The 23,984-nt window shown below is 60.3% G+C and carries 19 protein-coding genes; 2 read left to right on the forward strand and 17 right to left on the reverse strand.

Annotation, left to right across the window (positions count from 1 at the left end):
- Position 1: 1 nt before the first annotated feature.
- The 14 genes from fliI to ACNQP3_RS20565 all read right to left on the reverse strand — a co-directional run bounded on the left by fliI (position 2) and on the right by ACNQP3_RS20565 (position 15,265).
- A complete protein-coding gene (gene fliI, locus ACNQP3_RS20500; RefSeq protein ID WP_013973602.1) occupies positions 2 to 1,357 on the reverse strand; it encodes a flagellar protein export ATPase FliI in 1,356 nt (451 codons plus the stop codon).
- Complete coding sequence (gene fliH / locus ACNQP3_RS20505; protein ID WP_196184481.1) at positions 1,347 to 2,129, reverse strand: flagellar assembly protein FliH; 783 nt, start codon at positions 2,127 to 2,129, stop codon at positions 1,347 to 1,349. Before fliH ends, fliI begins: the two co-directional genes overlap by 11 nt.
- A 153-nt stretch (positions 2,130 to 2,282) precedes the next feature.
- The gene (gene fliG, locus ACNQP3_RS20510; protein WP_013973604.1) at positions 2,283 to 3,302 is read right to left on the reverse strand and encodes a flagellar motor switch protein FliG; all 1,020 of its coding nucleotides are present in this window, start codon (positions 3,300 to 3,302) and stop codon (positions 2,283 to 2,285) included.
- On the reverse strand, positions 3,295 to 5,073 hold the full coding sequence (fliF, locus tag ACNQP3_RS20515; RefSeq protein WP_264316408.1) for a flagellar basal-body MS-ring/collar protein FliF: 1,779 nt from the start codon (positions 5,071 to 5,073) through the stop codon (positions 3,295 to 3,297). Before fliF ends, fliG begins: the two co-directional genes overlap by 8 nt.
- A 15-nt stretch (positions 5,074 to 5,088) precedes the next feature.
- The gene (gene fliE / locus ACNQP3_RS20520) at positions 5,089 to 5,421 is read right to left on the reverse strand and encodes a flagellar hook-basal body complex protein FliE (protein ID WP_013973606.1); all 333 of its coding nucleotides are present in this window, start codon (positions 5,419 to 5,421) and stop codon (positions 5,089 to 5,091) included.
- A gap of 221 nt (positions 5,422 to 5,642) precedes the next feature.
- Positions 5,643 to 6,998 carry a sigma-54-dependent transcriptional regulator gene (locus tag ACNQP3_RS20525; RefSeq protein ID WP_264316409.1) on the reverse strand — a complete coding sequence of 452 codons (1,356 nt, stop codon included), beginning with the start codon at positions 6,996 to 6,998 and terminating at the stop codon, positions 5,643 to 5,645.
- Positions 6,998 to 8,215 (reverse strand): sensor histidine kinase, encoded by a 1,218-nt coding sequence (locus ACNQP3_RS20530; RefSeq protein WP_264316410.1) that lies wholly within the window; start codon positions 8,213 to 8,215, stop codon positions 6,998 to 7,000. Before ACNQP3_RS20530 ends, ACNQP3_RS20525 begins: the two co-directional genes overlap by 1 nt.
- A 377-nt stretch (positions 8,216 to 8,592) precedes the next feature.
- On the reverse strand, positions 8,593 to 9,048 hold the full coding sequence (locus ACNQP3_RS20535; RefSeq protein ID WP_264316411.1) for an REP-associated tyrosine transposase: 456 nt from the start codon (positions 9,046 to 9,048) through the stop codon (positions 8,593 to 8,595).
- Positions 9,049 to 9,530: 482 nt separating this feature from the next.
- A complete protein-coding gene (gene fleQ, locus ACNQP3_RS20540; protein ID WP_264316412.1) occupies positions 9,531 to 11,006 on the reverse strand; it encodes a transcriptional regulator FleQ in 1,476 nt (491 codons plus the stop codon).
- A gap of 357 nt (positions 11,007 to 11,363) precedes the next feature.
- Positions 11,364 to 11,720, reverse strand: a complete 357-nt coding sequence (locus ACNQP3_RS20545; RefSeq protein ID WP_264316413.1) for a flagellar protein FliT — start codon at positions 11,718 to 11,720, stop codon at positions 11,364 to 11,366.
- Positions 11,717 to 12,115, reverse strand: coding sequence for a flagellar export chaperone FliS (gene fliS, locus ACNQP3_RS20550; RefSeq protein WP_264316414.1), 399 nt, complete (start codon positions 12,113 to 12,115; stop codon positions 11,717 to 11,719). The genes ACNQP3_RS20545 and fliS overlap by 4 nt, the downstream gene beginning before the upstream one ends.
- Before the next feature lie 98 nt (positions 12,116 to 12,213).
- On the reverse strand, positions 12,214 to 13,611 hold the full coding sequence (fliD, locus tag ACNQP3_RS20555) for a flagellar filament capping protein FliD (RefSeq protein WP_264316415.1): 1,398 nt from the start codon (positions 13,609 to 13,611) through the stop codon (positions 12,214 to 12,216).
- A 95-nt stretch (positions 13,612 to 13,706) separates the two neighbouring features.
- Positions 13,707 to 14,057 (reverse strand): flagellar protein FlaG, encoded by a 351-nt coding sequence (locus ACNQP3_RS20560; protein ID WP_264316416.1) that lies wholly within the window; start codon positions 14,055 to 14,057, stop codon positions 13,707 to 13,709.
- A gap of 74 nt (positions 14,058 to 14,131) precedes the next feature.
- Positions 14,132 to 15,265: a flagellin gene (locus ACNQP3_RS20565; protein WP_264316417.1), complete on the reverse strand. Its 1,134-nt coding sequence runs from the start codon at positions 15,263 to 15,265 to the stop codon at positions 14,132 to 14,134.
- Positions 15,266 to 15,522: 257 nt separating this feature from the next.
- Between ACNQP3_RS20565 and ACNQP3_RS20570 the strand changes: the two genes are divergently transcribed.
- A complete protein-coding gene (locus ACNQP3_RS20570) occupies positions 15,523 to 17,205 on the forward strand; it encodes a tetratricopeptide repeat-containing glycosyltransferase family protein (protein ID WP_264316418.1) in 1,683 nt (560 codons plus the stop codon).
- Entirely contained in the window at positions 17,202 to 19,061 is a 1,860-nt protein-coding gene (locus ACNQP3_RS20575) for an FkbM family methyltransferase (RefSeq protein ID WP_264316419.1), read from the forward strand. Before ACNQP3_RS20570 ends, ACNQP3_RS20575 begins: the two co-directional genes overlap by 4 nt.
- Positions 19,062 to 19,147: 86 nt before the next feature.
- Here the strand turns inward: ACNQP3_RS20575 and ACNQP3_RS20580 are convergent, their stop codons facing one another.
- From ACNQP3_RS20580 to flgK, 3 genes are all read right to left on the reverse strand, one after another.
- Entirely contained in the window at positions 19,148 to 20,077 is a 930-nt protein-coding gene (locus tag ACNQP3_RS20580) for a ketoacyl-ACP synthase III (protein WP_264316420.1), read from the reverse strand.
- Positions 20,078 to 20,345: 268 nt separating this feature from the next.
- Positions 20,346 to 21,914, reverse strand: a complete 1,569-nt coding sequence (locus ACNQP3_RS20585) for a flagellar hook-associated protein 3 (RefSeq protein WP_264316421.1) — start codon at positions 21,912 to 21,914, stop codon at positions 20,346 to 20,348.
- Positions 21,915 to 21,925: 11 nt separating this feature from the next.
- Positions 21,926 to 23,974, reverse strand: a complete 2,049-nt coding sequence (flgK, locus tag ACNQP3_RS20590) for a flagellar hook-associated protein FlgK (protein WP_264316422.1) — start codon at positions 23,972 to 23,974, stop codon at positions 21,926 to 21,928.
- Between the last annotated feature and the right edge of the window lie 10 nt (positions 23,975 to 23,984).

Raw genomic sequence — 23,984 nt, forward strand, 5'->3', positions numbered from 1 at the left:
ATCAGCCTGCCGGGGGCGTGAAGATCGCCCCCAGCTGGTCACGGCTTTGCGCCATGCCCACGTTCTCGCGCAGGCCCTGGCGCAGAAACTCCACCAGCTTCGACTGCAGGGCGATGGCCAGATCGGTTTCCGGGTCACCACCCGCCACGTAGGCACCCACACTGATCAGGTCACGGCTTTGCGACAGGCGCGACCACAGCTGCTTGAACTTTTGCGCCTGGCGCAAATGGTCTGCATCGACCACCTGAGGCATGACCCGACTGATCGAGGCTTCGATGTCGATAGCCGGGTAATGGCCTTCCTCGGCTAACCGCCGCGACAGCACGAAGTGGCCATCGAGCACACCACGCGCCGAGTCGGCAATCGGGTCCTGCTGGTCGTCACCCTCGGACAGCACAGTGTAGAACGCGGTGATCGAACCACCACCTGGCTCGCCGTTGCCGGCCCGCTCCACCAGCTTGGGCAGCTTGGCGAACACCGACGGCGGGTAACCCCGGGTGGCCGGCGGTTCGCCGATGGCGAGGGCAATTTCACGCTGGGCCTGGGCGAAACGAGTCAGCGAGTCCATCAGCAACAGCACGTTCTTGCCCTTGTCGCGGAAGTACTCGGCGATACGTGTACAGTACATGGCGGCGCGCAGGCGCATCAGCGGCGCATCGTCGGCTGGCGAAGCGACCACAACCGAGCGCTTGAGGCCTTCCTCACCAAGGATATGCTCGATGAATTCCTTGACCTCGCGGCCCCGCTCACCGATCAGGCCGACGACGATGATTTCGGCTTCGGTGAAGCGGGTCATCATGCCCAGCAACACCGACTTGCCCACGCCGGTACCGGCGAACAAGCCCAGGCGCTGGCCGCGACCGACGGTGAGCAGGCCATTGATGCTGCGGATACCCACATCCAGCGGCTTGCTGATGGGGTCGCGGTTCAACGGGTTGATCACCGGGCCGTCCATCGGCACCCAGTCCTCGGCCTTCATCCCGCCCTTGCCATCCAGCGCACGGCCGGCGCCGTCGAGCACCCGGCCGAGCATGCTCATGCCCATGGGCAGGCGGCCGCCGTCATCCAGCGGCACCACCCGGGCGCCGGGAGCGATGCCGACGATGCTGCCGACCGGCATGAGGAATACCTTGGGCCCGGCAAAACCCATGACTTCGGCTTCGACCTGCACCGGGTGATAACTGTCGTCGTTGATTACCAGGCAGCGGCTGCCGACTGCAGCGCGCAGGCCTTCGGCTTCCAGGGTGAGGCCAACCATGCGCAGCAGGCGGCCTTCGACGATGGGCTGGGCCGGCAGTTCGATGGCCTCGGCATAACTGCCCAGGCGTTTGCCGAAGCTGGTGCGTTCAAGGTGCATCCGGGGTATCCACCAGGCTGTCCAGATCAATGGACATATCCGCTGCCGCCGGGTGCAGCGAATGGTCGTGCAACTGATCGAACAGTTGCGCCACGGCTTTCTCGATGCGGGTTTCCATGGTCGCGTCGATGCGGCTGTGCGCGGTCTCGATACGGCAGCCGCCTGGTAGCAGCGCGCTGTCCTCGAGCAGCCGCCAGCTTTCCTCATGGCGCTCGCGCAGGGCCTTGGCCAGCTCGAAATCCTGCGGGTTGAGATGGATGCGGATATTGTCCGCGCCCATGGGCAGCAGCTTGAGCGCTTCGCGCAGTACCTGGGTGATCTGGCTGGAATCACTCCGCAGTTCGCGACCGATTACCTGGCGGGTCATGTGAGCAACCAGGTGGACCAGGGCCTTCTCGATCTGCGTGTCTTGCTCAGCGATCGGCTCCATCAGGTTGGTCATCAGCCGGTCGAGGCTTTCCAGCTTGGTCTTCAGGGCCTCTTCGGCTTCCTGGCGGACCTTGAGCTGGGTGCTATGGAAGCCCTCGCGCTCACCGGTGGCAAAGCCTTCGTTGTAGGCTTCCTGGCGGATGGCCTCGAGTTCTTCCAGGGTCAGTGGCTGGACTTCTTCCAGCGGCACTTCCTCGACTTCTTCCTCGACTACCTCGGGCTCCGGCTCCGGTTCGGGCTCAGGCTCGGGTTCCGGGTCGAAGCTGGGCAGCGCCCATACGTCCACGCCTTCGAGGTCGCGGGCGCGGATCAGGTCGCTGGGGTGATGTTCTTTGGTGGACATGTTTTCAGGTACTCAACGCATGTTCGACCAACGCGGGTCTCTGTGGGAGCGGGCATGCCCGCGAACACGGGCAACGCCCGTGCCATCCACCGCGGCGCCTGCTTCGCGGGCACGCCCGCTCCCACAAGGTCAACGGTGGGTTCACCATCAGTGTCAGATCATTTCCTCGGCACCCTTGCCGCCGAGCACGATCTCGCCGGCCTCGGCCATGCGGCGGGCGATGGTGAGGATTTCCTTCTGCGCCGTTTCCACGTCGCTGACCCGCACCGGCCCCTTGGCCTCCAGGTCGTCGCGCAACAGCTCCGAGGCACGTTTGGACATGTTCTTGAAGATCTTGTCCTTGACCCGCTCGTCGGCGCCCTTGAGCGATACCACCAGCACGTCGGACGAGACTTCGCGCAGCAGCGCCTGAATGCCACGGTCGTCGACATCGGCCAGGTTGTTGAAGACGAACATCAGGTCTTCGATCTGCTCCGACAGGTCGCTGTCGATCTCGCGGATCGCGTCCATCAGCGCACCTTCCACCGAGCTGTCGAGGAAGTTCATGATGTCGGCGGCGCGCTTGATGCCACCCAAGGTGGTACGTGCCGCGTTGGAATTGCCCGAGAACTGCTTCTCGAGGATCTGGTTCAGCTCCTTCAACGCCGCCGGTTGCACAGTGTTCAGCGACGACACGCGCAGGACGATGTCCAGGCGCACCTTGTGGTCGAAGTTGCTCAGCACTTCGCCGGCCTGGTCGGGGTCGAGGTAGGCGACCACGATGGCCTGGATCTGCGGGTGCTCGTAGCGGATCACATCGGCAACGGCGCGCGGCTCCATCCACTTGAGGCTGTCCAGGCCACTGGTGTTGCCACCGAGCAGGATGCGGTCGACCAGGCCGTTGGCCTTGTCCTCGCCCAGTGCCTGGTTGAGCATCTTGCGGATGTAGGCATCGGAGCCCACGCCCAGGCTGGTCTGGTCGCCGACGATTTCGACGAACTCGCTCATCACCTGCTCGACCTGGTCACGGTGCACATTGCCCATCTGGGCCATGGCCACACCCACCCGCTGTACTTCCTTTGGCCCCATGTGCCGCAGCACCTGGGCCGCGTCGGTCTCGCCCAAAGAAAGCAGGAGGATTGCCGCCTTGTCGACGCGGCTCAGCTTGGCGGTAACGGCTCGGTTGTCACTCATCGGCGTTGATCCACTCTTTCACGACCTGGGCAACGCGGCCCGGGTCTTCGGCCACCAGGCCTTTGATTGCGTTGAGCTGTGCCTCGTAACCCTCGCTGGGGCTAGGCAGCAGAATGCTTGTCGGGCCACCCAGAGTGACGCGGTCGTTGGCCAGTTCGCCATCCAGACCCATCATGCCGCCCAGCTCCATGTCGCTGTCCGGGGCAGCCTGCTTGCCGCCCCCTGTAATATTGTTCAGTACCGGCCGCAACACACCGAATACCAGTACCAGGATGAACACCACGCCCAGCACCTGCTTGACGATGTCCCAGAACCACGGCTGCTGGTAGAAGGCGATATCGGCGATCTCTTCGCCACGGTCGGCGGCGAACGGCACGTTGATCACCGTCACGCTGTCGCCACGGCTGGCATCGAAGCCGACCGCGTCCTGTACCAGGCGCGTGAAGCGTGCCAGGTCCTCGGCGCCCCAAGGCGCACGGGTGGTGTCGCCGGTGGCCGGGTCGATCTTGACCTGATCGTCCACCACTACCGCCACCGACAGGCGGGTCATGCGCCCCTGCTGCTGGCGGGTATGGCTGATGGAGCGGTCGAGCTCGAAGTTCTTGGTACTCTGCTGACGTTTATCCGACGGATACGGCGCAAGCATAGGCTGGCCGGTGGCCGGGTCCATGATCTGCTGACCATTGGCATCCACCAGCGGCTGGCCTGGCTGGATGGCAGCAGCCGGCGTGGCGGCGCCACCGGTTGTCTGCGGTGCCGATGCAGCGCCTGGCGGCTGGTTGCTCAGCGCGCCAGGCACACCTTGTGGGCCTTGGCTGCTGGCACGTTGTTCGTCGACCGATTGCTCGCTGCGCAGCGCCGGCTGGTCGGGGTTGAACTGCTCGGAGGTGGACTCGACCGCGCTGAAGTCCAGGTCGGCAGACACTTCGGCCTTGTAGCGGTCATTGCCCAGCACCGGCTGCAGGATGTTGTGTACCCGCTGGGTGAGCATGCTTTCTACCCGGCGGCTGTAGTCGAACTGCTTGCCTGCCTGGGTCAGGGCGGTGTCCTGGATCTGCTCGGACAGCAGGTTGCCCTTCTGGTCGACTACTGTGACCTGGGACTTGTCCAGTTCCGGCACGCTGGTGGCGACCAGGTTGACGATGGCCATCACCTGCCCTGCTTCCAGGGCACGGCCCGGGTACAGTTCGACCAGTACCGAGGCGCTGGGCTTGCGTTCGTCACGCACGAACACCGAGCTTTTCGGAATGGCCAGGTGCACGCGCGCGCCCTTGACGTTGTTCAGGCTGGACACGGTACGCGCCAGCTCGCCTTCCAGGCTGCGACGGTAACGGGTGGCTTCCATGAACTGGCTGGTGCCCAGGCCCTGCTCCTTGTCGAGCAACTCGAAGCCGACGTTGCCATCGCTCGGTGCCACGCCGGCGGCCGCCAGTTTCAGGCGCGCACGGGAGAGGTCGTCGGCCTTGACCAGCAGAGCACCGGAATTGGGCTCGACGTTGTAGGGGATGTCGGCGGCGGCCAGGGTATCCATGACCTGCTTGGTGTCCATGCCCGCCAGGCTGCCGTACAGCGGACGGTAATCGGGTTGTTGCGACCACAGCACCACGGCAAAGCCGATCGCCACGCTGGCGGCCAGGCCGACCAGAAGGCCGATCTGACGCAGCATGGGCATCTGCGCGATGTTTTCCAGAAACGCCATGCCGAACAGCGGCGGCTTGGCCGCGGGCGGGCCGCTTTTGGCAGGGGGGTTGTCGACGACTGCTTCAGCCATGGTTTACGTCCGTCCTCAAACCGGCATCTGCATGATGTCCTGGTACGCCTGGACCAGCTTGTTGCGTACCTGGGTCAGGGCCTGCATCGACACGCTGGCCTTTTGCGAAGCGATCATCACGTCGGTCAGGTCGACGCCACTCTTGCCGATCTCGAAGGCGTTGGCCAGCTGGGTCGAAGCCTGCTGCGTCTCATGCACCTTGCCGATAGCCTGGCCGAGCATGTCGGCAAAGGTACTTTGCCCGGGTGCCAACTCGGGGGCGGCGGCCACCTTTGGCAGCGACATGGCATCGGCCTGCATGGCCCGCATGTCCAGCATCAGACGATTGAATTCAACACCTTGGCTCATGACCCTTCTCTCTCCTGCGGCCGCATTTTTTTGACAGTGATGCGGCGAATAGCCAACCTAAAGCAACAAAGGTGCCAGCCTACAGGGTTCAGGCAACATAGCCCTGTGGGAGCGGGTTCACCCGCGAAGAATGCGACACGGTGTATGGCACCGGCTTCGCCGGTGTTCGCGGGTAAACCCGCTCCCACAAGGGGCGCACGCGCAGCAGGATGCGGTGTCAATCAGCCGAACAGGCTGGCCTCGACGTCAAACCCGGCATCGCGCATCTGCGCCAGCTTGTAGCGCAGGGTACGCGGGCTTATCCCCAGGCGTTCGGCGGCCTCTTTGCGGCGGCCGCGCTCAGCGCGCAGGGTGTCGATGATCATCTGGTACTCATGACGACGCATGTCATCGCCCAGCCCAACAGGCTCGGCTACCACCTCAGGTGATGGCTCGATGCCAGCCGACAATGGAATGGCGCCTGCCAGACAAAAATCCGCCGCCTCGATCACCCCGCCCTGCTGCAGGATCAGCGCCCGCTGCAGGGCGTTGTCCAGTTCGCGTACGTTGCCCGGCCAGGCATACGCCTGCAGGCAGGCTCGGGCCTGGGGCGACAGCTGCACCGGGGCGTGCTTCATCTTCGCCACGTGGCGTGCCAACAGGCGCTCGGCCAGTTGCAGGATGTCACCCGGGCGTTCGCGCAGCGGGCGCCAGGCCAGGGGGAACACCGACAGGCGGTAGTACAAGTCTTCACGGAAACGCCCGGCCGCCACTTCGCCAGCCAGGTCACGGTTGGTGGTGGCCAGCACGCGTATATCCAGGCTGATAGGCTTGCGCCCGCCCACCCGCTCCACCTCGCGCTCCTGCAGCACGCGCAGCAGCTTGGCCTGCAAGGCCATTGGCATTTCCGAGATTTCATCGAGCAGCAAGGTGCCACCTTCGGCCTGCTCGAACTTGCCGGCCTGGGCAGCGATGGCGCCGGTGAAGGCACCCTTCTCGTGGCCGAACAGGGTGGCCTCGAGCATGTTGTCGGGGATGGCAGCACAATTGATCGCCACGAAGGGCTGCGCCGCCCGCGGCGACTGCTGGTGAATGAAGCGCGCCAGCACTTCCTTGCCGGTACCGGATTCGCCGGAAATCAGCACGGTCGAGTCACTGCGCGCCACCCGCGTGGCCAGCTCCAGCAACTGTCGACTGGCCGGCTCGCAGGCCACCGGGCCTTCCTCTTCAGCCACGCGCCCGGCGGCATGCCGCTCGACCAGGCTGAGCAAGGCCTTGGGTTCGAATGGCTTGACCAGATAGTCGGCAGCCCCTTGGCGCATCGCCTCGACGGCACGCTCCACCGCGGCATGCGCGGTCATCAGCAGCACGGGCAGTTGCGGTTGCTGGCGGCGCAGCTGGGCCAGCAGTTGGTGCCCATCCATGCCAGGCATGTTCACATCGCTGACTACCAGGCTGAAGGCCTCCTCCAGTACTGCTTCCAGCGCTTCTTCGGCACTGCCCACCGCCTGGTAGGCGAAGCCGCCGATTTCCAGGGTATCGCCCAGCGCCTGGCGCAATACGCGGTCGTCCTCGACCAGCAGCACCTTGATCGCCATTACATGCCCTCCGCCAGTTGCCCGTCGATCAACGGCAGCTCCACCCGCACACAGGTACCACGGCTAACCTTCGAGCGCAGGCGCAGCGTACCCTGGTGCGCGCGCACCACGGCCTTGACCACGGCCAGGCCCAAGCCGGTACCGGTAGCCTTGGTGGTCAGGAACGGCTCGCCCAGGCGGCCGAGCAGGTCGCCATCGATACCACTGCCGGCATCGCTTACACACAGATGCAGGCTGCGCTCGCGGCGGAACAGGTGCACCTTCAGTCGCGCCGGGCCGTCGCTGGCTTGCAGCGCATTTTCGATCAGGTTGAGCAATGCACCAACCAGGGTGTCGCGGTTGCACAGCAGCTCACCCAGGTGGCTGTCGCACTGCCAGCGCACGGCGTGCCCTTGCACATGCGCCTGGGCAGCCTGCTGCAGGGCCTGGAACAAGGCTTTTGGCGTGACTCGATCATTCAGCGGCAGCTCGCCACGGGCGAATACCAGCATGTCGCGCACCTGGTGTTCCAGCTCGTGCAGGCGCTCCTTCAGGGTGCCGGCAAAGCGCTGGCGGGTTTCCGCGCCCAGCTCTTGCTCGGGATCAGCCAGGTGACTGGCGTAGAGCATCGCCGCCGACAGTGGCGTGCGGATCTGGTGCGCCAGCGAGGCGACCATGCGCCCCAGCGAAGACAGGCGCTCGTGGCGGGCCAGCTGGTCTTGCAGGCGACGGGTTTCGGTCAGGTCGTTGAGCAACACCAACTGGCCAGGCTCGGCATCCAGCGAACGGGTGGCGATGGACAGGCGACGGCCGTCGCGCAGCGAGACTTCGTGGCCGTCATCCTTGCGCGGGGCAAAGCTGCGGGCAATCACCTGGCGCCACAACTGGCCGACCAGCGGCTCGCCGAGCAGCTCGCAGGCGGCCGGGTTGGCCTCGCGCACCAGGCCCTGACCATCGATCACGATCACCCCGCCAGGCAGCAGGTCCAACAGGTTCTGCAGGCGGTTGGCCAGGCGTTCCTTTTCGCTCAGTTCATCGATGCGCTGGGCGCTGACCACCGCCAGCTCGCCCTTGAGTTCGCTGACCCGGGCTTCGAGCAGGCTGTAGGACTGGCTCAGTTGGCTGGACACCTGGTTGAACAGGGCGAAGGCTTGTTCGACACCCTGGCGGCTGTCCTGCTCGACCGGGGTTTGCCCCTGCGGATCGGGGGCTAGGGATACGTGGGCGGCCTGGGGCATCTTGCTCTCTCGCGTGGCTGACCGTCATAAAAACGGTGTGTTGCCAGCGGTGTAGCAATAGCCGTGCCGGAGATGGGGTTTAATGCAGGGCTTGAGATTTGTGGTGGGGCGCAAATCGAGCGCCGCCCGCGCGGCGCTTCGCGGGACAAGCCCGCTCCCACATTTGTTGCAACGTGCCGAACCTGTCAGGCCATGGTTGTCAGCCTTGGTGGGATGGCTGTATTTCTGGGTTGGCACTACTGCCGCTCCACTTGTCTCAAGCCTTGCACCAAGGCTGGCAACGCCTCTCCCACAGGCATGGCCACGTTGCAACAAATGTGGGAGCGGGCTTGTCCCGCGAAGCGCCGCGCGGACGGCGCTCACCGCGTCCAGATGACTCAGACCCATACGGCGTCCCAATGTGGATAATCACCGACCCTGCTTGCCAACCCCGCCCGCAATGGGTTGCAAATTACATATTTCGCCACCCTGCGAATGTCTTCCTCTCGCCGAATGGCATGGTCCTGATAGCCCGCTTGCCACACTTTTTCGCGCCTCATTCCTCGGTGATACAACGCATGACTGCTGCGCGACTTAAATCGTCGCATCAAGCTACATAATGTCGAGTCGTTCAGCTGAATCAACCAATGGAGATGGTCCGGCATCACAACCCAGGCCAATGACTGACACGCACCTTCGCGCTCAGCCTGCCGAAGTTGCTGAATCACCGCTCGGGCCAGCCAAAAATCCGTGAAGATTCGCTTTCGATTATTCGTTACGGTTGTTAACAGATACATGCCGCCGGGCATGGAGAAGCGGCCACGGCGCAAGAGATGGGATTGAGCACGCTCCATGTGGTTTCCTCGCACAAAGGTTCAGGAAACATAGGCGCATGCGACGGATTGGAGCACTGAAAAGTATTGCGGGATGTGGGGTGGGTGGGGTGCGTATTCGCCTTGACACTTTCTGCGCCGGTGAGATCGAGCGCCGCCCGCGCGGCGCTTCGCGGGTATTCGCCTTGACACTTTCTGCGCCTGTGAGACCGAGCGCCGCCCGCGCGGCGCTTCGCGGGACAAGCCCGCTCCCACATTTGTTGCAACGTGGCCATGCCGGTGGGAGAGGCGTTGCCCGCTTTGGCGGAGTGTTTGGGACCTGCGAGGCGGCGGTAGCGCCAGCCGGGAAACCGCGTCAAGGCAACAAGGCTGACAACCATGGCCTGATAGGTTCGGCACGTTGCAACAAATGTGGGAGCGGGCTTGCCCCGCGAAGCGCCGCGCGGGCGGCGCTCGATCTAACAGGCACCATCAACGCCAAGCCGAACACCCCGCCCCAACCGTCAATCCTCCGCCTGTTCCTCCCCACCTTGGCGGCTCATGCCGTACTTGCGCATCTTCTCGACCAGGGTGGTACGACGAATGCGCAAACGTTCAGCCGCGCGCGCAACGATACCGTTGGCATCGTCCAGCGCCTGCTGGATCAGGCCCTGCTCCAGGCTACCCAGGTAGTCCTTCAGGTCCAGGCCTTCAGGTGGCAGCATGGCGTGGTTGCTGAAGTTCGGCGTATGGCCGTTGATTGCGACGCGCTCTTCCAGGTCGCTGCGCAGGCTGTCGACCATCTGCTCATCTTCGTCATCGACGTAACGGAATTTCTTCGGCAGCTCGGACACGCCAATCACCCCGTACGGGTGCATGATCGCCATGCGCTCGACCAGGTTGGCCAGCTCGCGAACGTTGCCCGGCCAGCCGTGGCGACACAGCGACATGATCGACGCGGAGTTGAAGCGGATGGACCCGCGCTTCTCGTGCTCCATGCGCGAGATCAGCTCATTCATCAGCAGCGGGATGTCTTCCACCCGCTCACGCAGCGGCGCCATCTCGATGGGGAACACGTTCAGGCGGTAGTACAAGTCTTCGCGGAACGTACCCTCCTCGATCATGGTCTCGAGGTTCTTGTGGGTCGCGGCGATGATGCGCACGTCGATGCTCTGGGTCTTGTTGCTGCCCACGCGCTCGAAGGTACGCTCCTGCAACACACGCAGCAGCTTGACCTGCATCGGCAGCGGCATGTCGCCGATTTCGTCGAGGAACAGGGTGCCGCCGTTGGCCAGTTCGAAACGCCCGGCACGACTGGTGATGGCACCGGTGAAGGCGCCCTTCTCGTGGCCGAACAGTTCGCTTTCCAACAGCTCGGCCGGAATAGCGCCGCAGTTCACCGGCACGAACGGCGCTTCGCGGCGCTTGGAATGGTAGTGCAGGTTACGCGCCACCACTTCCTTGCCGGTGCCGGACTCACCCAGGATCAGCACACTGGCGTCAGTATCAGCCACCTGCTGCATCATCTGCCGCACATGCTGGATGGCACGGCTGGTGCCAACCAGGCTGCGGAACAGGTTGGGCTCGCGCTGGCGGCCGCGCTCGCGCGCCTGGTCGTACATCTCGCGGTAGACCTGGGCACGGTGCAGCGAATCCAGCAGCTGGCTATAGCTTGGCGGCACTTCCAGGTTGGAAAGCACCCGGCGGCGAAGGTCTTCCGGGAACTCCGCAGAAGAAATTTCACCTAAAAGCAGCACCGGAAGGAACTCATCCCACGCAGCCACTGTCTTAACGAGCCCAAGGAGGTTGCCCGGAGCGTTCACGGCACCGATGAGCACGCACAGCACTTCGCGACTCGAAGACAATGGCTCGACCATTTGCTGCCAGTCCTGACTGGAGCAAGCGAGGTTTTCTTCGCCGAGAAAGTTCAGCACCACCGCCAAGTCGCGGCGACGCGCGCTGTCGTCGTCGATCAGCAGAATCTTGGTTTCACGCCACATGCAATAGCAACTTCCCTAGTCAATTCTCGGCGCCAAAAGGGCGTATTTACCTCAAAGCCGACCGGTTGGTCATGTTCTGATGCCGGAAATGGATAAATAGACACTAGTTAAGTCGAAAATCTGTAAAAGTCAATTTTATGGCGCCCGAAAGAGGCGTTTCGAGTTAACTGAACAGATGGTATACCGAAGCGCTGCTCTTTGCTTAGTCAAACGGGTTCATTTCATCATAAAAAAACGCAACTGACTCCACTTGGCGCCGGAGCATTGACTCTATCAGCTGACGAGCAGCTGAGAGTTGACGTATGGCAACACCATCCCCCCCATGAACGCCTTCCTTACCTTGCTTAATACCCAGGTTCAACGGCGCGAGCCGGAGAATATGCTGTAAACCTTCGCCTGGCTAGTCGCTTTACGGTATTCGGACATTTCCCGGGCGATGGCCTGACGCGCCTCACTTACGTCCGCGACCAACGATCGATAGAGTTCCAGCAGGCCTTCGAGATCCTCGCGCACCTGATCACGGTCGATGCCAGACTCGCTCAGCACCGCCTCGACACAAGCCCGGCATTCGAGGTCCAACTCGGCGACCGCTTCCCAGTCTTCGCGGGCCAAGGCATCAGCCAGAGCTACGCGAGCGGCGCTGACTCGCTGGGCCATGCTCAGCTCAGCAAGCGCCGGCGTAGTGAAACCTGGCTCGTCGGCCGAGGGCTTCATGGTGCCTCCGCAGCTTGCTGAGCAATGCCATCCCAGCCCATCTTCAACTCCAGCAGCACCTTGGTCACCTCATCGAGGGCTTTGACGCTGTTGGAACGGTTAGCCTCGACCAGATGGCGGGTCATGAAATCGTACAAACGCGCATAGTCGATCGCCAAATCGCCACCCTGTTTGAAGTCCAACGCTTCGCGCAGGCCCGCGATGATGTCCAAAGCCTTGCTGATCAGTTTAGCCTTTTCGAACATTTCACCACGTTCCATGCAGCCGCGCGCCTGGGCGATACGGCTCAAGCCACCTTCCATCAGCAACTGGATCAAGCGGTGCGGAGATGCGTCGTGGATTTCTGACTGGGTGTTGACGTTGCGGTATTGGCGAAGCGCAGCCATACGATTCATTGTAGTGCCCCTGTGGAATTTTTTGGCGATGGTCGCCACTGAACATTGTATCGACATCGAGGGGGCTTTCTTTACCCCCTCGGAGTCAATGCCCGCGTTCAGTCGTCGGAGCTAGCATTGTTCAAGGCGTTCAGGGTGGTCATCACACTGTCGCTCGTAGCCGTTAGCTGCGCTACGAGGGTATCCATCGCGTTGTACTTGGCGTACATGGTCGCCTCGTATTTTTCAATGCGGCGATCGAGATTGGTCTGCTGCTTGCTCAGATTCGACAGGGTGTCGTTCAGCGAGTCGGTGCGCTGGTCCAGCAGGCCGTCGTCATCGGCATAGATATCCAACGACGTGGACATGCGGGTCAGCAGGCCATTGGTGCCGGTGAAGAAGCCCTCGACAGAGGCTGCGTTTTTTTCCAGCGCCGCTTCCAATTCGTCATCATCGATGGACAGCGTGCCATCGTTCTGGGTGGAGACGCCCAGCTGTGACAACAGCTTGATGGTGCCGCCGTCGCCGGAGTTACTGATCAGTTGGTTACGCAGACCGCTGACGATGTTACGTACGGTCGAGTCGCTGGTCAGCGCGGCCGCCGTGGTAGTGGCATTGCCGTCGTCATCGGTGCTGGAGGTCACGGTGGTCAAGGTCTTGATGGTGGACATCAAGGAGTTGTATGAGTCAACGAACGAGGTGATCGACTCTTTTAGGCCGTCAGTGTTGGTATCGACGGTGATGGTCGCCTTGCTGTCGTCTTCCAGCAGGGTGAACTCGACTCCACTGATGGCGGTGGTGATTTCGTTGGTGGAGCTCTTCATCGACAGGCCGTCGATGGTGTAGACCGCATCGGCAGCAGGGGCTACAACATAGCCGCCAGCAGTATCGGACGCCTGGGTGTTCACACCATCGATCTTCAGCGACTCAAGCGTGGTCGAACTGGTGCTGAGACTTATATCAGTACCTTCACCCGTGGTCGCGGAACTCAGCACTAGGCGCTGACCTTCGGAGTCAGAGATGATATTGGCAGTGATACCACTGTCTTTGAGCTGAGTATTGATGCTGTCCCGGATATCCGACAGGGTGGCACCGCTTGCGACCTTGATGGTCGTTGGCGAACCGGAGCCCTGGGTAATCGTGAACGTACCGGCTCCGAAAGTAGTACCGGTGGAAACATACTGCGTCGCGACCTTGGAGCTGGTGGCGATCGAAGTTGTCTTGATGACGTAAGTGCCTGAAGCCGCACCGGCGCCAACCTTGGCAGTGAGCGCTTCCTCATTGGACGATTTGGCGGTCATGCCGGTGAACGAGCTGTTCTCAGCCAAGTCTTCCATAGACTTTTGGAACTTCTCCAGCGCGCTTTTCAGCGTACCGATAGCCGACAGACTCGTAGTGGCCTTGGTCGTTGCCTTATCGATCTGGCTTTGCTTCGGCGCCTTTTGCGCCGAGACCAGGGCAGAGACGATCGAGTCGATGTCGATGCCGGACCCGACTCCGTTAACGGAAGTGCCCATTGCTCAGGCTCCCTATTAAAATTTGGCGCTTAGCGCTGCTCAGTGGCGGATTCATGACGTATGGCCCGTTGACATACAAGATCCGCGCCACTCCCTTAAGCCATGTCGTTGAACAACAATCCGTCGGCTTCTTTCAGACTCTGCGCCAACTTCAGCGCGACCTCCGACGGAATCTGCCGAATCACCTCACCCGTGTCGCTCGCCACGACCTTGACCACGGTTTGGCCTGAGCCTTCATCGATGGAAAAGTCGAGGTTGCGATGGGATGACTCAGACATCTTCTGCAGGCTTTCGACAGCCTGTGCCAGTGTCTGGATGACTGCTTCCGAAGCGCCCTTCTCAGCATCGTTCGCGACGGGAGTATCTGCTCGCCCTTGAGCGGAGCCGACCGAAGCCGCGCCGGCCAGATTGCCTGAGGCTGAATTCACATTGAGATTCATGTCCATGGATCACATCCCTCAAACCGGAAGCAAGAAAGGGCGCAAGGCGCCCTTTCTCATCTTTAGCCGTTAGGCCGGTATTACTGCAGCAGCTTCAGAACGGCGGAAGGCAGCTGGTTGGCCTGGGCCAGAACAGCGGTAGCGGCGGACTGCAGAGTCTGCTGCTTAGTCATCTCGGCAGTTTCGGCCGCGAAGTCGACGTCCTGGATGGTCGAGAGCGCAGCAGTGGCGCTTTCGGCGACGTTCTGCAGGTTGGAAATAGTGCTGTCCAGACGGTTCTGGATGGCACCCAGAGCCGAACGCTGGGTGTCGATTTGCTTCAGGGCGGCGTCGATGACCTGGGTGGACTGCTGGGCAGACGCAGCGTTGGAGATATTCAGATCCTGAACGGTGAAGGAAGTGGTATCTACTGAAGTAACAGCAGTAGTGGCTGTTGCAGAACCGATGGCGCTAACAGTTGCAATGTTGTCACCCGAGGTCAGTACGATCCCAGTACCATCTTCATCCAGTACGGCAGTCACGCCACTGACGTTGGTGTTGATCGCGCTAACAACATCCGAAATGCTCGAACCGGAGGCGATGACGATTTCCACATCACCGATAGTGATGTTCGCAGAGCTCATTACAGCACCGGTGCTTGCGATAACACCAGACATCGACAGCGTTGCCAACGAAGCATTGCCCTTGAGCGCTTTGGCGCCCATGTCGCTCAGGGTGAACGAAACGGTTTCGTTGGCGTTGGCGCCTACTTGGAAGGTCAAAGTACCAGAGTTACCGGCAGTGCCATCCAGCAGGTTGATACCGGAGTTACCGCCACCGAAGGTAGTGGTCTTGGAGATGCGGGTCAGCTCTGCGGTCAGGGATTTGAACTCTTGGTTCAGCGCGGTCTGGTCTTCGGAGCTGTTCGAGCCGTTGGCCGACTGCAGGGACAGTTCACGCATACGCTGCAGAATCGAGGTTGACTCCTGCAGCGCGCCTTCAGCAGCGGTAGCGATGGAGTTAGCGTCCTGCGCGTTCTTGATTGCAACGTTCAAGCCGTTGGTCTGACTGGTCAGACGGTTGGAAATCTGCGAACCCGCTGCGTCGTCCTTGGCACTATTGATCCGCAGACCGGTAGACAGACGAGTCATCGAGGTGGTCAGCGAGTCGGACGCTTTGGTCAGGTTCTTTTGAACCGACAGGGAGGCAATGTTGGTGTTGACGGTAAGAGCCATGACAATTTCCTTGCAGTAGGCCGAATGGATGTTAAGGGTTCTCCGGCGGGATGGCTGCTCACCGCAGCGGGTTGCCACACAGAACCTTCGTAATGGTTATCGTCGTCATGGCCAATGGCTTTAGTTTTTTTTTGCCTTTTTAGAAAAACCCAACCTCATCCACAGGTTAACCAACCGCCTGCGTGGCCCCTTTCTTGCTTTGACACCTCTGCGCAGTCAAAACAATGCCACCCATTTGCAAGGTACTAAGGTCCTCCATGCACAGCCACTCCGATCAAGCCGAGATCCAGCGAATCGGCCAAGCCCTGCAGCAAGCCGAAAAAAACCGGAATGTCGATGCACAGATCCGGCTGTACAGAAAGCTGCGGCGGATCACGCCGAATGTACCCCTAGTCGCAGCCCAGCTCGCTCACTTGCTTTTCCAGCAAGGGGTGGATGATGAGGCACATCAGCACGCGATTGACGCGCTTGCGCAAGCTCCGCAGGTTAAGGTCGACAGCATGCTGTTTCCTCACTTTTATGTGCGTGAGCGGTATAAAACCAACCTGACCCAAGCCAAAGAGTGGTACCTTAAAGAGCCAAACCTCCTGAGATTCAAGCTTTACCACCAGGCCCTCACTTACGCAGGCAGTTCGCACGCCGATATGGAGGCGATGCTTCACGGCGCGCTCGAGCGATTTACCCAGGCCGATGAGCAGTCCCAAGTACTTTCTCTGCTGGGTCAGGCCTACTATGCCCAAGGCCGCTTCCACGACACCATCGCCTGCTATCAACTCGGGCTGCAAATGACGCCGAAGCATCGCAGTCAACTGCTGAACATGGCTGTCGCTCTAGAGCAGGTCGGTCGCTACAGCGAATCCCTGGAATACTATAAGCAACTGTTGGCGATGGAGCCTGATCATGCGGGCGTACATAACAACATCGCGATTACCCTGCTGAAGCTGGGTCAATTCGAAGCTGGTTGGGAACACTATGAGTGGCGCTGGAAAGCTGCACGAGCCGATCTGTATCATCAGTTCAATATCCCACGCTGGGCAGGAGAGCCACTGCAGGGCAAAACGCTGCTCGTATGGGGAGAGCAAGGGATCGGTGACCACATCATGTTCGCTAGCACTCTTAACGAACTACAGCATAGAGTTGGCAATCCCGAGCAGCTTCATTATGAAATCTACGCGCGCCTAGATACACTCTTCCAAAGAAGTTTCCCGAACGTAAACTTCATCCGAAGCGAAGAGCACGGGGAACTGGAAATCGGCGGCAAGAAATTATTCAAACAGAGCTGGCCGCGCAGCGATCTCCAGATTCCAGCGGGTAGTTTGATGGGCATTTTCCGCCCAAGCCTGGAGAGCTTCCCAAAACAGGCGAGCTTCTTGAAGGCCGACCCCGAGCAAACCCAGGCAGTACGCAGCCAATACCAATCGCTTTTCCCAGGCAAACGACTAATCGGCGTTTCTTGGCGTGGCGGTCGAACGGTCAATACCGAAATGCAAACCCGCCTGGTGGGATTCGAAGCCTTGCAACAGCTTGCCGCCTGCACCGGGGTGCAACTTATCGATCTGCAATATGACAGTACCCCGGAGGAATTGGCTCGAGCTGCCGAACTGGGGGTTCCAATGTTCCATGATGACAACGTGGACGCTCGTTTAGACATGGACCCACAAGCCTCGCAGATCAGCGCACTCGACGCCGTGATCAGCATCGACAATACCACGATCCACCTCGCAGGCGCCCTGGGCGTACCCACCTATGTTCTGGTGCCGTTGAATCCGAACTGGCGCTGGGGGTTAGAGGAAGGACAAAGCCATTGGTACCCGAGCGTGCAGGTCTTCCGTAACCGCGCACTTGGTGATTGGCGAGAGCCAGTGGCGCGAGTCATAACTGCTCTCGAATCCGATGGCCTTATCCCCAATCAGGCACATTCGCAAGGAGGTCTCGCATGAAGTGCTGCGTTGTCATTCCGGTTGGACCGGGACATCAAGAAATCTGCAAGCGTGCCATCTATTCTGTCGAGCAGGCCATTGCCAAAGGCATTGGTCCATTCCAAGAAGTGGTCATGCACATCCAGGATGACACCCTCGGCCAAGGCCGCTCCAGAGCACGCAATCTCGCCGTCCAGAGCGTGGCTAACAGTGATGCAGAATGGATTTTCTTCTTGGACGCCGATGACTTGATGGCCCCAGATGCTTTCTTACAAGTCGAAGGCGTTATCGATGACCACGACGGAATTTGGGGGTCGATTACCGTTGCCGAACCGATCAGCGGCGAAACGACTCGTCGCGAAAGCGAGATCAGCCCGATCACCAGCTTTGATCAGATCCTGCTGAATCACCCTTACAATACTCTGCAATTTGGCCATTTCGTGCGCACTGCGGTTGCCGCTAACGAACCGTTCGATACCGATATGGACTGCGGCGAAGACGTCGACTACTACCTAAGGGTATGGAGTCGCTACCGCTGCATCAAGCTCACCGAGCCGCTGTTTTACAATGTTCGCGGCCAGCACTCCACTGGACCACGCTCGGCTACAGGCCAACAATGGAACAACGCAATTCCACAGGTGTTTAACGCATTCTGCGCCGCAAATGAAGTCGTGGCCGCCGTTCCATTCGCCGGTAAGACAGTAAGGTTTCGCCTGAGTAATACGCTGGATAGCTTACAAAACTTTTTGGCTCGGGAGCACTTCTTTGAGGTCAAAGAGATGACGGAAACCTTGTTGGTCCTGCCGAAGCAGGCGAGAGTTTTTGACGTCGGAAGCAATATTGGCAACCACGCTCTCTTTTTCAGCATGATTGGCGAGGCAGCCCATGTGCGCTGCTTCGAACCTGCGCAAATCACAGCCGATTTGCTTGAAACCAATTTCAACCTTAACGAAATTCCGACTGACCGTTACAGCATTGAACGCGTCGGCATAGGCGCTCAACCAGGTCGAGCACGCTTCGACCGACTAGACCCCAGCAACTTAGAGGCCACTAGCCTGACGCCTGACAGTAACGGCCATCTCGAGATCGATACACTAGATAATCGCTACCCCGAGGCAGTAGTCGACTTGCTAAAGATAGATGTAGAGGGCATGGAACTAGATGTCCTGCGAGGCGCAACCGAACTTATCAAACGCAACCGACCTGTCCTGCTGGTAGAGGTGGCGAACGATAACAAAGGCCAATTCCTAGCCTGGATCACCAAGCATCAGTATCGGGTTCATCGAGCATTTGAGTTGGTTCACGCCTCGAACTACTTGCTGATGCCGCACACCCCTAGGGATGGGTTTTACGAACAAGGCGTGAGTGCCACTCGGGAATGGAAGCCCAAAGTCGGACTCGCTCCTCACCAAGCACCATGCGGTTGGTCGATTGGTGAGTTCCTCAACACGTATCTCGAACGCCGCCGGACACTGGAACTCCTGATCTCCGGCGACCACCTTGTCGCACTAGACTTGGCAAAGGGTTCCGCTCAAGCCCTACCCAATGGGACGCAGGACTTCGGTCGACGCTTCGCCGGCAGCATCGCCTTGTTGGGCGAAGTGCTCGGCCAGATCACCGACGGTTTGCTGTCGAATATCCTGGACGGACTGGCAAAATCGACTCAGGAAATTATCCTTTTCGACCTTATGGACGCCCGCTGGGATCACGCCTTCAAGCTCAACCATCGCTACCGCGATGCCGAATGGTACATCTGTCAGTTGTCCCGCCGTGGCTATCGTCTACAGAACTACCACAAGCTGCCACACAAGGCAGCCTTGGGCGCAGGAGAACAGCTCGACAGCCGAATCACTCTGCTCCACTTCAAGAAAGGCTGAGATGCAAAAAGGCCGTGATCCTAGATCACGGCCTTTTTCTTGAGAGAACCTCAGGTCCAAACCATCAGCACATGACTTGAATCAATTCAAGCCCGCTCGATAAGCGCCGAACCCCACGACAAGCCGACACCAAACCCACTGATCGCCACCCGCTTCCAGCTCGAGTCGAACATGCGCTTCTCAAGCAGCAACGGAATACTGGACGACACGGTATTCCCGGTCTCGACCATATCCTTCACGAACTTCTCCGGCTGCCCCTCCTCGAACCGCCGCGCCACGGCATCGACAATCGCCGCACTGCCCTGGTGAATGCAATATGCATCAATATCCGTGGATTCCAGATTGGAGTCCGCCAACAACTCATGCAGGTGCGCCGGAACTTTGACCAAGGCGAAGTTGAACACCTGACGACCATTCATGAAGAAGGTGCCGTCGCTGACCTTGAGATGCGGTGCGCCGGTGCCGTCGGTGCCGAACTTGGATTTGCCTAGCACCCAGGTCGGATCCTCGCCCATCCACGTAACTGTGGCGGCGTCGCCGAACAGCATGGTGGTGTTGCGGTCTTCGGGGTCGACGATCTTCGAGTACGGGTCAGCGGTGATCAGCAGGCCGTTCTTCAGCCCCGCCGCTTCCATGAAGCCCTTCATCGCATAGATGCCGTAGACGTAGCCGGAGCAGCCCAGGGAGATGTCGAAGGCCGCGATATGGGTCGGCAGGCCGAGCTTGCTCTGAACAATCGCCGAGGTGTGCGGCAAGCCTTCTTCGTCGCCGTTCTGGGTCACGACGATCAAGGCGTCGATGGACGCTGGATCCAATTCGGGATGATTGGCGAACAGTTTGTTGACCGCTTCGACGCATAGGTCGGAGGTTTCCTGTTCGTCATCCTTACGCGGCAGGAAGGTCGAGCCGATCTTGCCGAGGATGAAGGTCTCATCCTTGCCGAATTTGGCGCCTTGCGCGTAGTTGTCGAGGCCGGCGGAGGGCACGTAGCTCGCGATGCTTTTAATGCCAATCATTCTGGCTTCCCAATACTGAATAGCTAAAGATCACCCCTCACCATGACGGAGAGGTGCCTGGGCGGCGGGCCGGACCGCGCAGGGTGGGCGGATATCCCCGAAACACCTGGCTGTATGAGCCCGTTTACACAATACAGTGAAGATGCGCGTTTTGACCCATAGGTCACAACCGGTATGGGACGTCACATCAGAACATCAAGATACAAAAAAGCCAAAACGAGCGCCTCTTTTTAATCAAAAAGTTAGCGGCTCGTTTCGGCTTGAAAGGTCAGATCTTGTCGAACAGGCTTAGCTGCGAGATGCGCGAGAAGGCCAGCTGCGCGGCTTGCAGCATGGTTTGCTGCAGGGTGAGCTGCACGCTGGCTGCGGCCATGTCGGTGTCTGCGATGGACGATTGGGTCGACGCATTGACCAGGCCCAGGCTGGAGTTTTCGGTCGACTGAATGTCCAAGGCGTTGCCGCGGGCGCCGATCGAGCCCCGCACGATGTCGATCTGGGCGCTGGCCGAATCGAGGTTGCCGATCGCAGAGGCCACCGCATTAGTGATCGCCAGCGACACGCCACTTTCGGACGTGGACTGATTCAGCGCGTTCTTAAGCGTATTGATCGTGTTGAGAACATTCTGCGTCTCGTGGGAGTCAGCCGAGACAGTGAACTTGTCGCCCGTTGCCGGAGTGCCCGAAATATCCAGCGTGACACCCGCCACGGTAATCGTCGAGCCGCTCACCGTACCTGTGCCAATGGCCTTGCTCGAATCGGTGAGCGGGGACGCATACACCTCGTAGTCGGTCGCGCTGGTGAACTTGATCACCGCCCCGCCTTCGGGGAAGCCTGCCGCATACGCCGCGTTGTCGGTGATGGTGCCACCGGTGATCTGAGACGTCGACGTATTGCTAGGCAGACGGTTGGTAGTAATGGTGTCCGGGGTACTGGACAGCGTGAAGCTGTATTGGCTTACCAAGGTGTCGGCGTCGGCCGCCTGGTCTTCATCCAGCGTCACGTTGACGGCGTATTCGACACCGCGGAAGGTGAAGTTGGTACCCGCCTCGTCATCCGGATCAATCAGCCCGCCAGTGCTGGTTTCCGACGTTACGTCGTTACCCAAGGCATCGGTCACGGTGAACTCAGTGCTACTGGTGAACGTGACGGTGTATGGCTCCCCTGCGGTGTAAGTGCTGTTGTAGCTACGCGAAGAAGTCAGAGTGCCAGCGGTCAGGGTCAGGATACCGTCATCGGTCGTCGGCGAGACCTGCGTGGTCTGGGTACGCGAGACATTGGTGGCTTGCTCGAAAAGAGTGTAGCCAGTGTCGTTGGTCGCGATACTCAGGGTATCGGACACCTGCAGACTCAGCTGGGTCTGGTCGCCTTGGTAGGTATACGTACCGTCGGCGTTACGCACGTATGGCTGAGTCGTACTCTTGGAGCCCGCGAAGATATAGTTGCCGTTGGAGTCTTTACTGTTGAGCAGGCTGAACACGGTTTCTTCGATCTGGCCGAGTTCACTGGCGATCGATGCGCGATCCTCGTCCGAAAGGCCACCACTGCCCGCGCGCAACGTCAGCTCCCGCGCACGCTGCAGGGAGTCGGTGATACTGCTGAGAATCGACTCCTCGTTATTCAACGCGTTGGTCGCCGTGGTGATATTGCTGTTGTACTGATCGAGCAAGGCACTCTGCTGCTGCAACTTGAGCAACTTGGCAGCGCCGACCGGATCATCCGCCGCGGTCTGGATGCGGCTACCCGACGAGATCTGCTCCTGGGTCTTGGTGACCGAAGCGAACGACTTCGAATAGCTGGTCATGCTATTGGCGAAGTACTGGTTGGTGGAAATGCGCATGATCGCCTCCCTTACAGACTGCTGATCAGTGTTTGAAAGATTTCCTGCGCAGTCTTGATGATCTGCGAGGAGGCGGTGTAGTACTGCTGGAACTTGACCAGACCAGCGGCTTCTTCATCCAGGTTCACCCCCGACACCGAGTCGCGGCTGTCGGTCGCTGAGGTCAGCACCGCGGCGGTAGCGGTGGCATCGATCGACGCCTGGCTTGCCAACGCGCCCACGCCCTCGACCAGCGTCGCATAGGCGCTGGTGATGCTCATACCGACGTTGCTGCCACTGACGCCCACGGTATTTGCAGTCTGCAACTCCAGCAGGCTCTGCGCGTTGCGGTTGTCGGTGGTGCCATCCGTGTTGAAAGAAACACTGTAGCTGTCGCTGGCCGCTGGCGAGCCGCTCACCGTCATCTCGAAGGTGTAAGTCATGGCATTGCCATCGGCATCGGTCATGGCATTGCCGTTGTCATCGAGCATCGGCACGGTGATGCTCAGCGTGTTGTCCTGGTTCGGCACGATGGTGCCGGTACCGATGCTCACGCCCTGGGCGTTGTAGACCGTGTAACCCTGGGTACCCGAGCTTGCGGCGTCGAACACCAGCTTGACCGGGCTGGCATTCTCGATGCCGCTTTGCATCTGCGCGAGTTCGGTGCCGCCGTAGATGTCCAAGTCGGTGGTCAGCGTCGGCAGGCTGAAGGTGCCGGTGCCACTGTTGCTCGAACCGGCCACGCCAGTCAGCGCGCTGGCGAAGGCCAACTTGTTGTAGTCGGTCATCACGGTGCTGATATTGGTCGCACCGGTACGGGTAGGAATGACCTGGAAACTGTCGCCAGCGGAAAGGGCACCACCGTTGAGCGCCAGGGTGAAACCATCGATCTCTGGCGCAGGATCGTCATCCAGGCTGTAGGAACCCATGCTGGTGCCGTCCGAGCGCACCACCGTGTAGTCCTTGTCGCTGGTGAACTTGACTTCGTAGTTGTACGCGGTCAGTGCGCTGGAGTCGGTGATGGTGACATCGAGGTTGCCGGAGCCTGCGCTATTGCTGGCCGAAGCCAGGCTGCGCTGGCTGATGGCGGAGGCGCTGTTGATGCTGGAGAACAGCATCGAACCGAAATCGCCGTTGAGGTCCAGGCCCTGGCCCAGCTGGCTGTTGATGGTGTCGCTGACCACGATGGCCATGCGCCCCAGCTCGTTCAAGGCCGGGTTGAGCACATCGTTGCGGTAACGCAGCAGGCCGCCGATCTCGCCGCCGGTGGCGACCGAGGTCACGTCGGTGCTGAAGTTCTGGTAGTTGATGACCAGGCTGTACTGCGAAGGGTCCGTGCTGCTCGCCTGCGCAGTCAGTTTGTTGGCGGTGGTGCCGGTGACCAACGCCTGGCCTGTACCCAAGTAGACGTCGTAGTTGCCATCGCGCTCCTGTACGGTCACACCCACTAACTCGTTGAGCTGGCGCAATGCCTCGTCGCGGGCATCCAGCAGGCTGGTCGGCTCGGTGCCGTTGGCCGAGAGCGCGACGATCTGCTGGTTCAGCGTGGCGATCGAAGAGGTGATGGAGTTGACCTGGCCGGTCAGCGTGCTGAGCTGGGAATTGATGCTGGTGTTCTGCTGATTCAGCTGCGAGGCAATCGAGTTGAAGCGATTGCTCAGGGTTTGCGCAGAAGTCAACAGCAGCTGGCGAGCCGCCGTATCGCTGGGTGTGGACGACGCCGTTTGCAAGGCACTGAAGAAAGACGACAGTACGCTGGTGATCCCGGTGGTGCTGTCCGACAGCAACGAGTCCAGTGACGAGATCTGCGTGGAGTAGGTACTGGCTTCCGAACTCAGCGAGGTACTGGCGTTGACCTGGCTCTGCAGGTAGGCGCTGTAGATGCGCCGCACTTCCGATAGGGTCGTGCCACTGCCGACGTAACCTGCCCCTCCAATACTCTGCAAGGCCCCGGCCGAATTCACCGTCTGCTGGCGCGAGTAGCCCGACGTCGCAACGTTGGTGATGTTGTTACTCGTGGTCGTCAGGGCACTTTGGCTCGCCGACAGCCCGGAAAGCCCAATAGAGATCAGATTCGACATGCTTCAAGCC

The sequence above is a fragment of the Pseudomonas sp. LFS074 genome, from assembly GCF_047978165.1.
In the GTDB taxonomy this organism is placed as follows: domain Bacteria; phylum Pseudomonadota; class Gammaproteobacteria; order Pseudomonadales; family Pseudomonadaceae; genus Aquipseudomonas; species Aquipseudomonas putida_P.

What these genes read in the sequence shown, in the direction of transcription:
- flgK (WP_264316422.1), bottom strand. Translation starts at nt 23,974, where the DNA reads ATGTCGAATCTGATCTCTATTGGGCTTTCCGGGCTGTCGGCGAGCCAA.
- ACNQP3_RS20545 (WP_264316413.1), bottom strand. Translation starts at nt 11,720, where the DNA reads ATGAAGCCCTCGGCCGACGAGCCAGGTTTCACTACGCCGGCGCTTGCT.
- ACNQP3_RS20535 (WP_264316411.1), bottom strand. Translation starts at nt 9,048, where the DNA reads ATGGAGCGTGCTCAATCCCATCTCTTGCGCCGTGGCCGCTTCTCCATG.
- fliH (WP_196184481.1), bottom strand. Translation starts at nt 2,129, where the DNA reads ATGTCCACCAAAGAACATCACCCCAGCGACCTGATCCGCGCCCGCGAC.
- ACNQP3_RS20560 (WP_264316416.1), bottom strand. Translation starts at nt 14,057, where the DNA reads ATGGACATGAATCTCAATGTGAATTCAGCCTCAGGCAATCTGGCCGGC.
- ACNQP3_RS20585 (WP_264316421.1), bottom strand. Translation starts at nt 21,914, where the DNA reads ATGCGCATTTCCACCAACCAGTACTTCGCCAATAGCATGACCAGCTAT.
- fliF (WP_264316408.1), bottom strand. Translation starts at nt 5,073, where the DNA reads ATGGCTGAAGCAGTCGTCGACAACCCCCCTGCCAAAAGCGGCCCGCCC.
- ACNQP3_RS20565 (WP_264316417.1), bottom strand. Translation starts at nt 15,265, where the DNA reads ATGGCTCTTACCGTCAACACCAACATTGCCTCCCTGTCGGTTCAAAAG.
- fliS (WP_264316414.1), bottom strand. Translation starts at nt 12,115, where the DNA reads ATGAATCGTATGGCTGCGCTTCGCCAATACCGCAACGTCAACACCCAG.
- ACNQP3_RS20530 (WP_264316410.1), bottom strand. Translation starts at nt 8,215, where the DNA reads ATGCCCCAGGCCGCCCACGTATCCCTAGCCCCCGATCCGCAGGGGCAA.
- ACNQP3_RS20525 (WP_264316409.1), bottom strand. Translation starts at nt 6,998, where the DNA reads ATGGCGATCAAGGTGCTGCTGGTCGAGGACGACCGCGTATTGCGCCAG.
- fliE (WP_013973606.1), bottom strand. Translation starts at nt 5,421, where the DNA reads ATGAGCCAAGGTGTTGAATTCAATCGTCTGATGCTGGACATGCGGGCC.
- fliI (WP_013973602.1), bottom strand. Translation starts at nt 1,357, where the DNA reads ATGCACCTTGAACGCACCAGCTTCGGCAAACGCCTGGGCAGTTATGCC.
- ACNQP3_RS20580 (WP_264316420.1), bottom strand. Translation starts at nt 20,077, where the DNA reads ATGATTGGCATTAAAAGCATCGCGAGCTACGTGCCCTCCGCCGGCCTC.
- ACNQP3_RS20575 (WP_264316419.1), top strand. Translation starts at nt 17,202, where the DNA reads ATGAAGTGCTGCGTTGTCATTCCGGTTGGACCGGGACATCAAGAAATC.
- fleQ (WP_264316412.1), bottom strand. Translation starts at nt 11,006, where the DNA reads ATGTGGCGTGAAACCAAGATTCTGCTGATCGACGACGACAGCGCGCGT.
- fliD (WP_264316415.1), bottom strand. Translation starts at nt 13,611, where the DNA reads ATGGGCACTTCCGTTAACGGAGTCGGGTCCGGCATCGACATCGACTCG.
- fliG (WP_013973604.1), bottom strand. Translation starts at nt 3,302, where the DNA reads ATGAGTGACAACCGAGCCGTTACCGCCAAGCTGAGCCGCGTCGACAAG.
- ACNQP3_RS20570 (WP_264316418.1), top strand. Translation starts at nt 15,523, where the DNA reads ATGCACAGCCACTCCGATCAAGCCGAGATCCAGCGAATCGGCCAAGCC.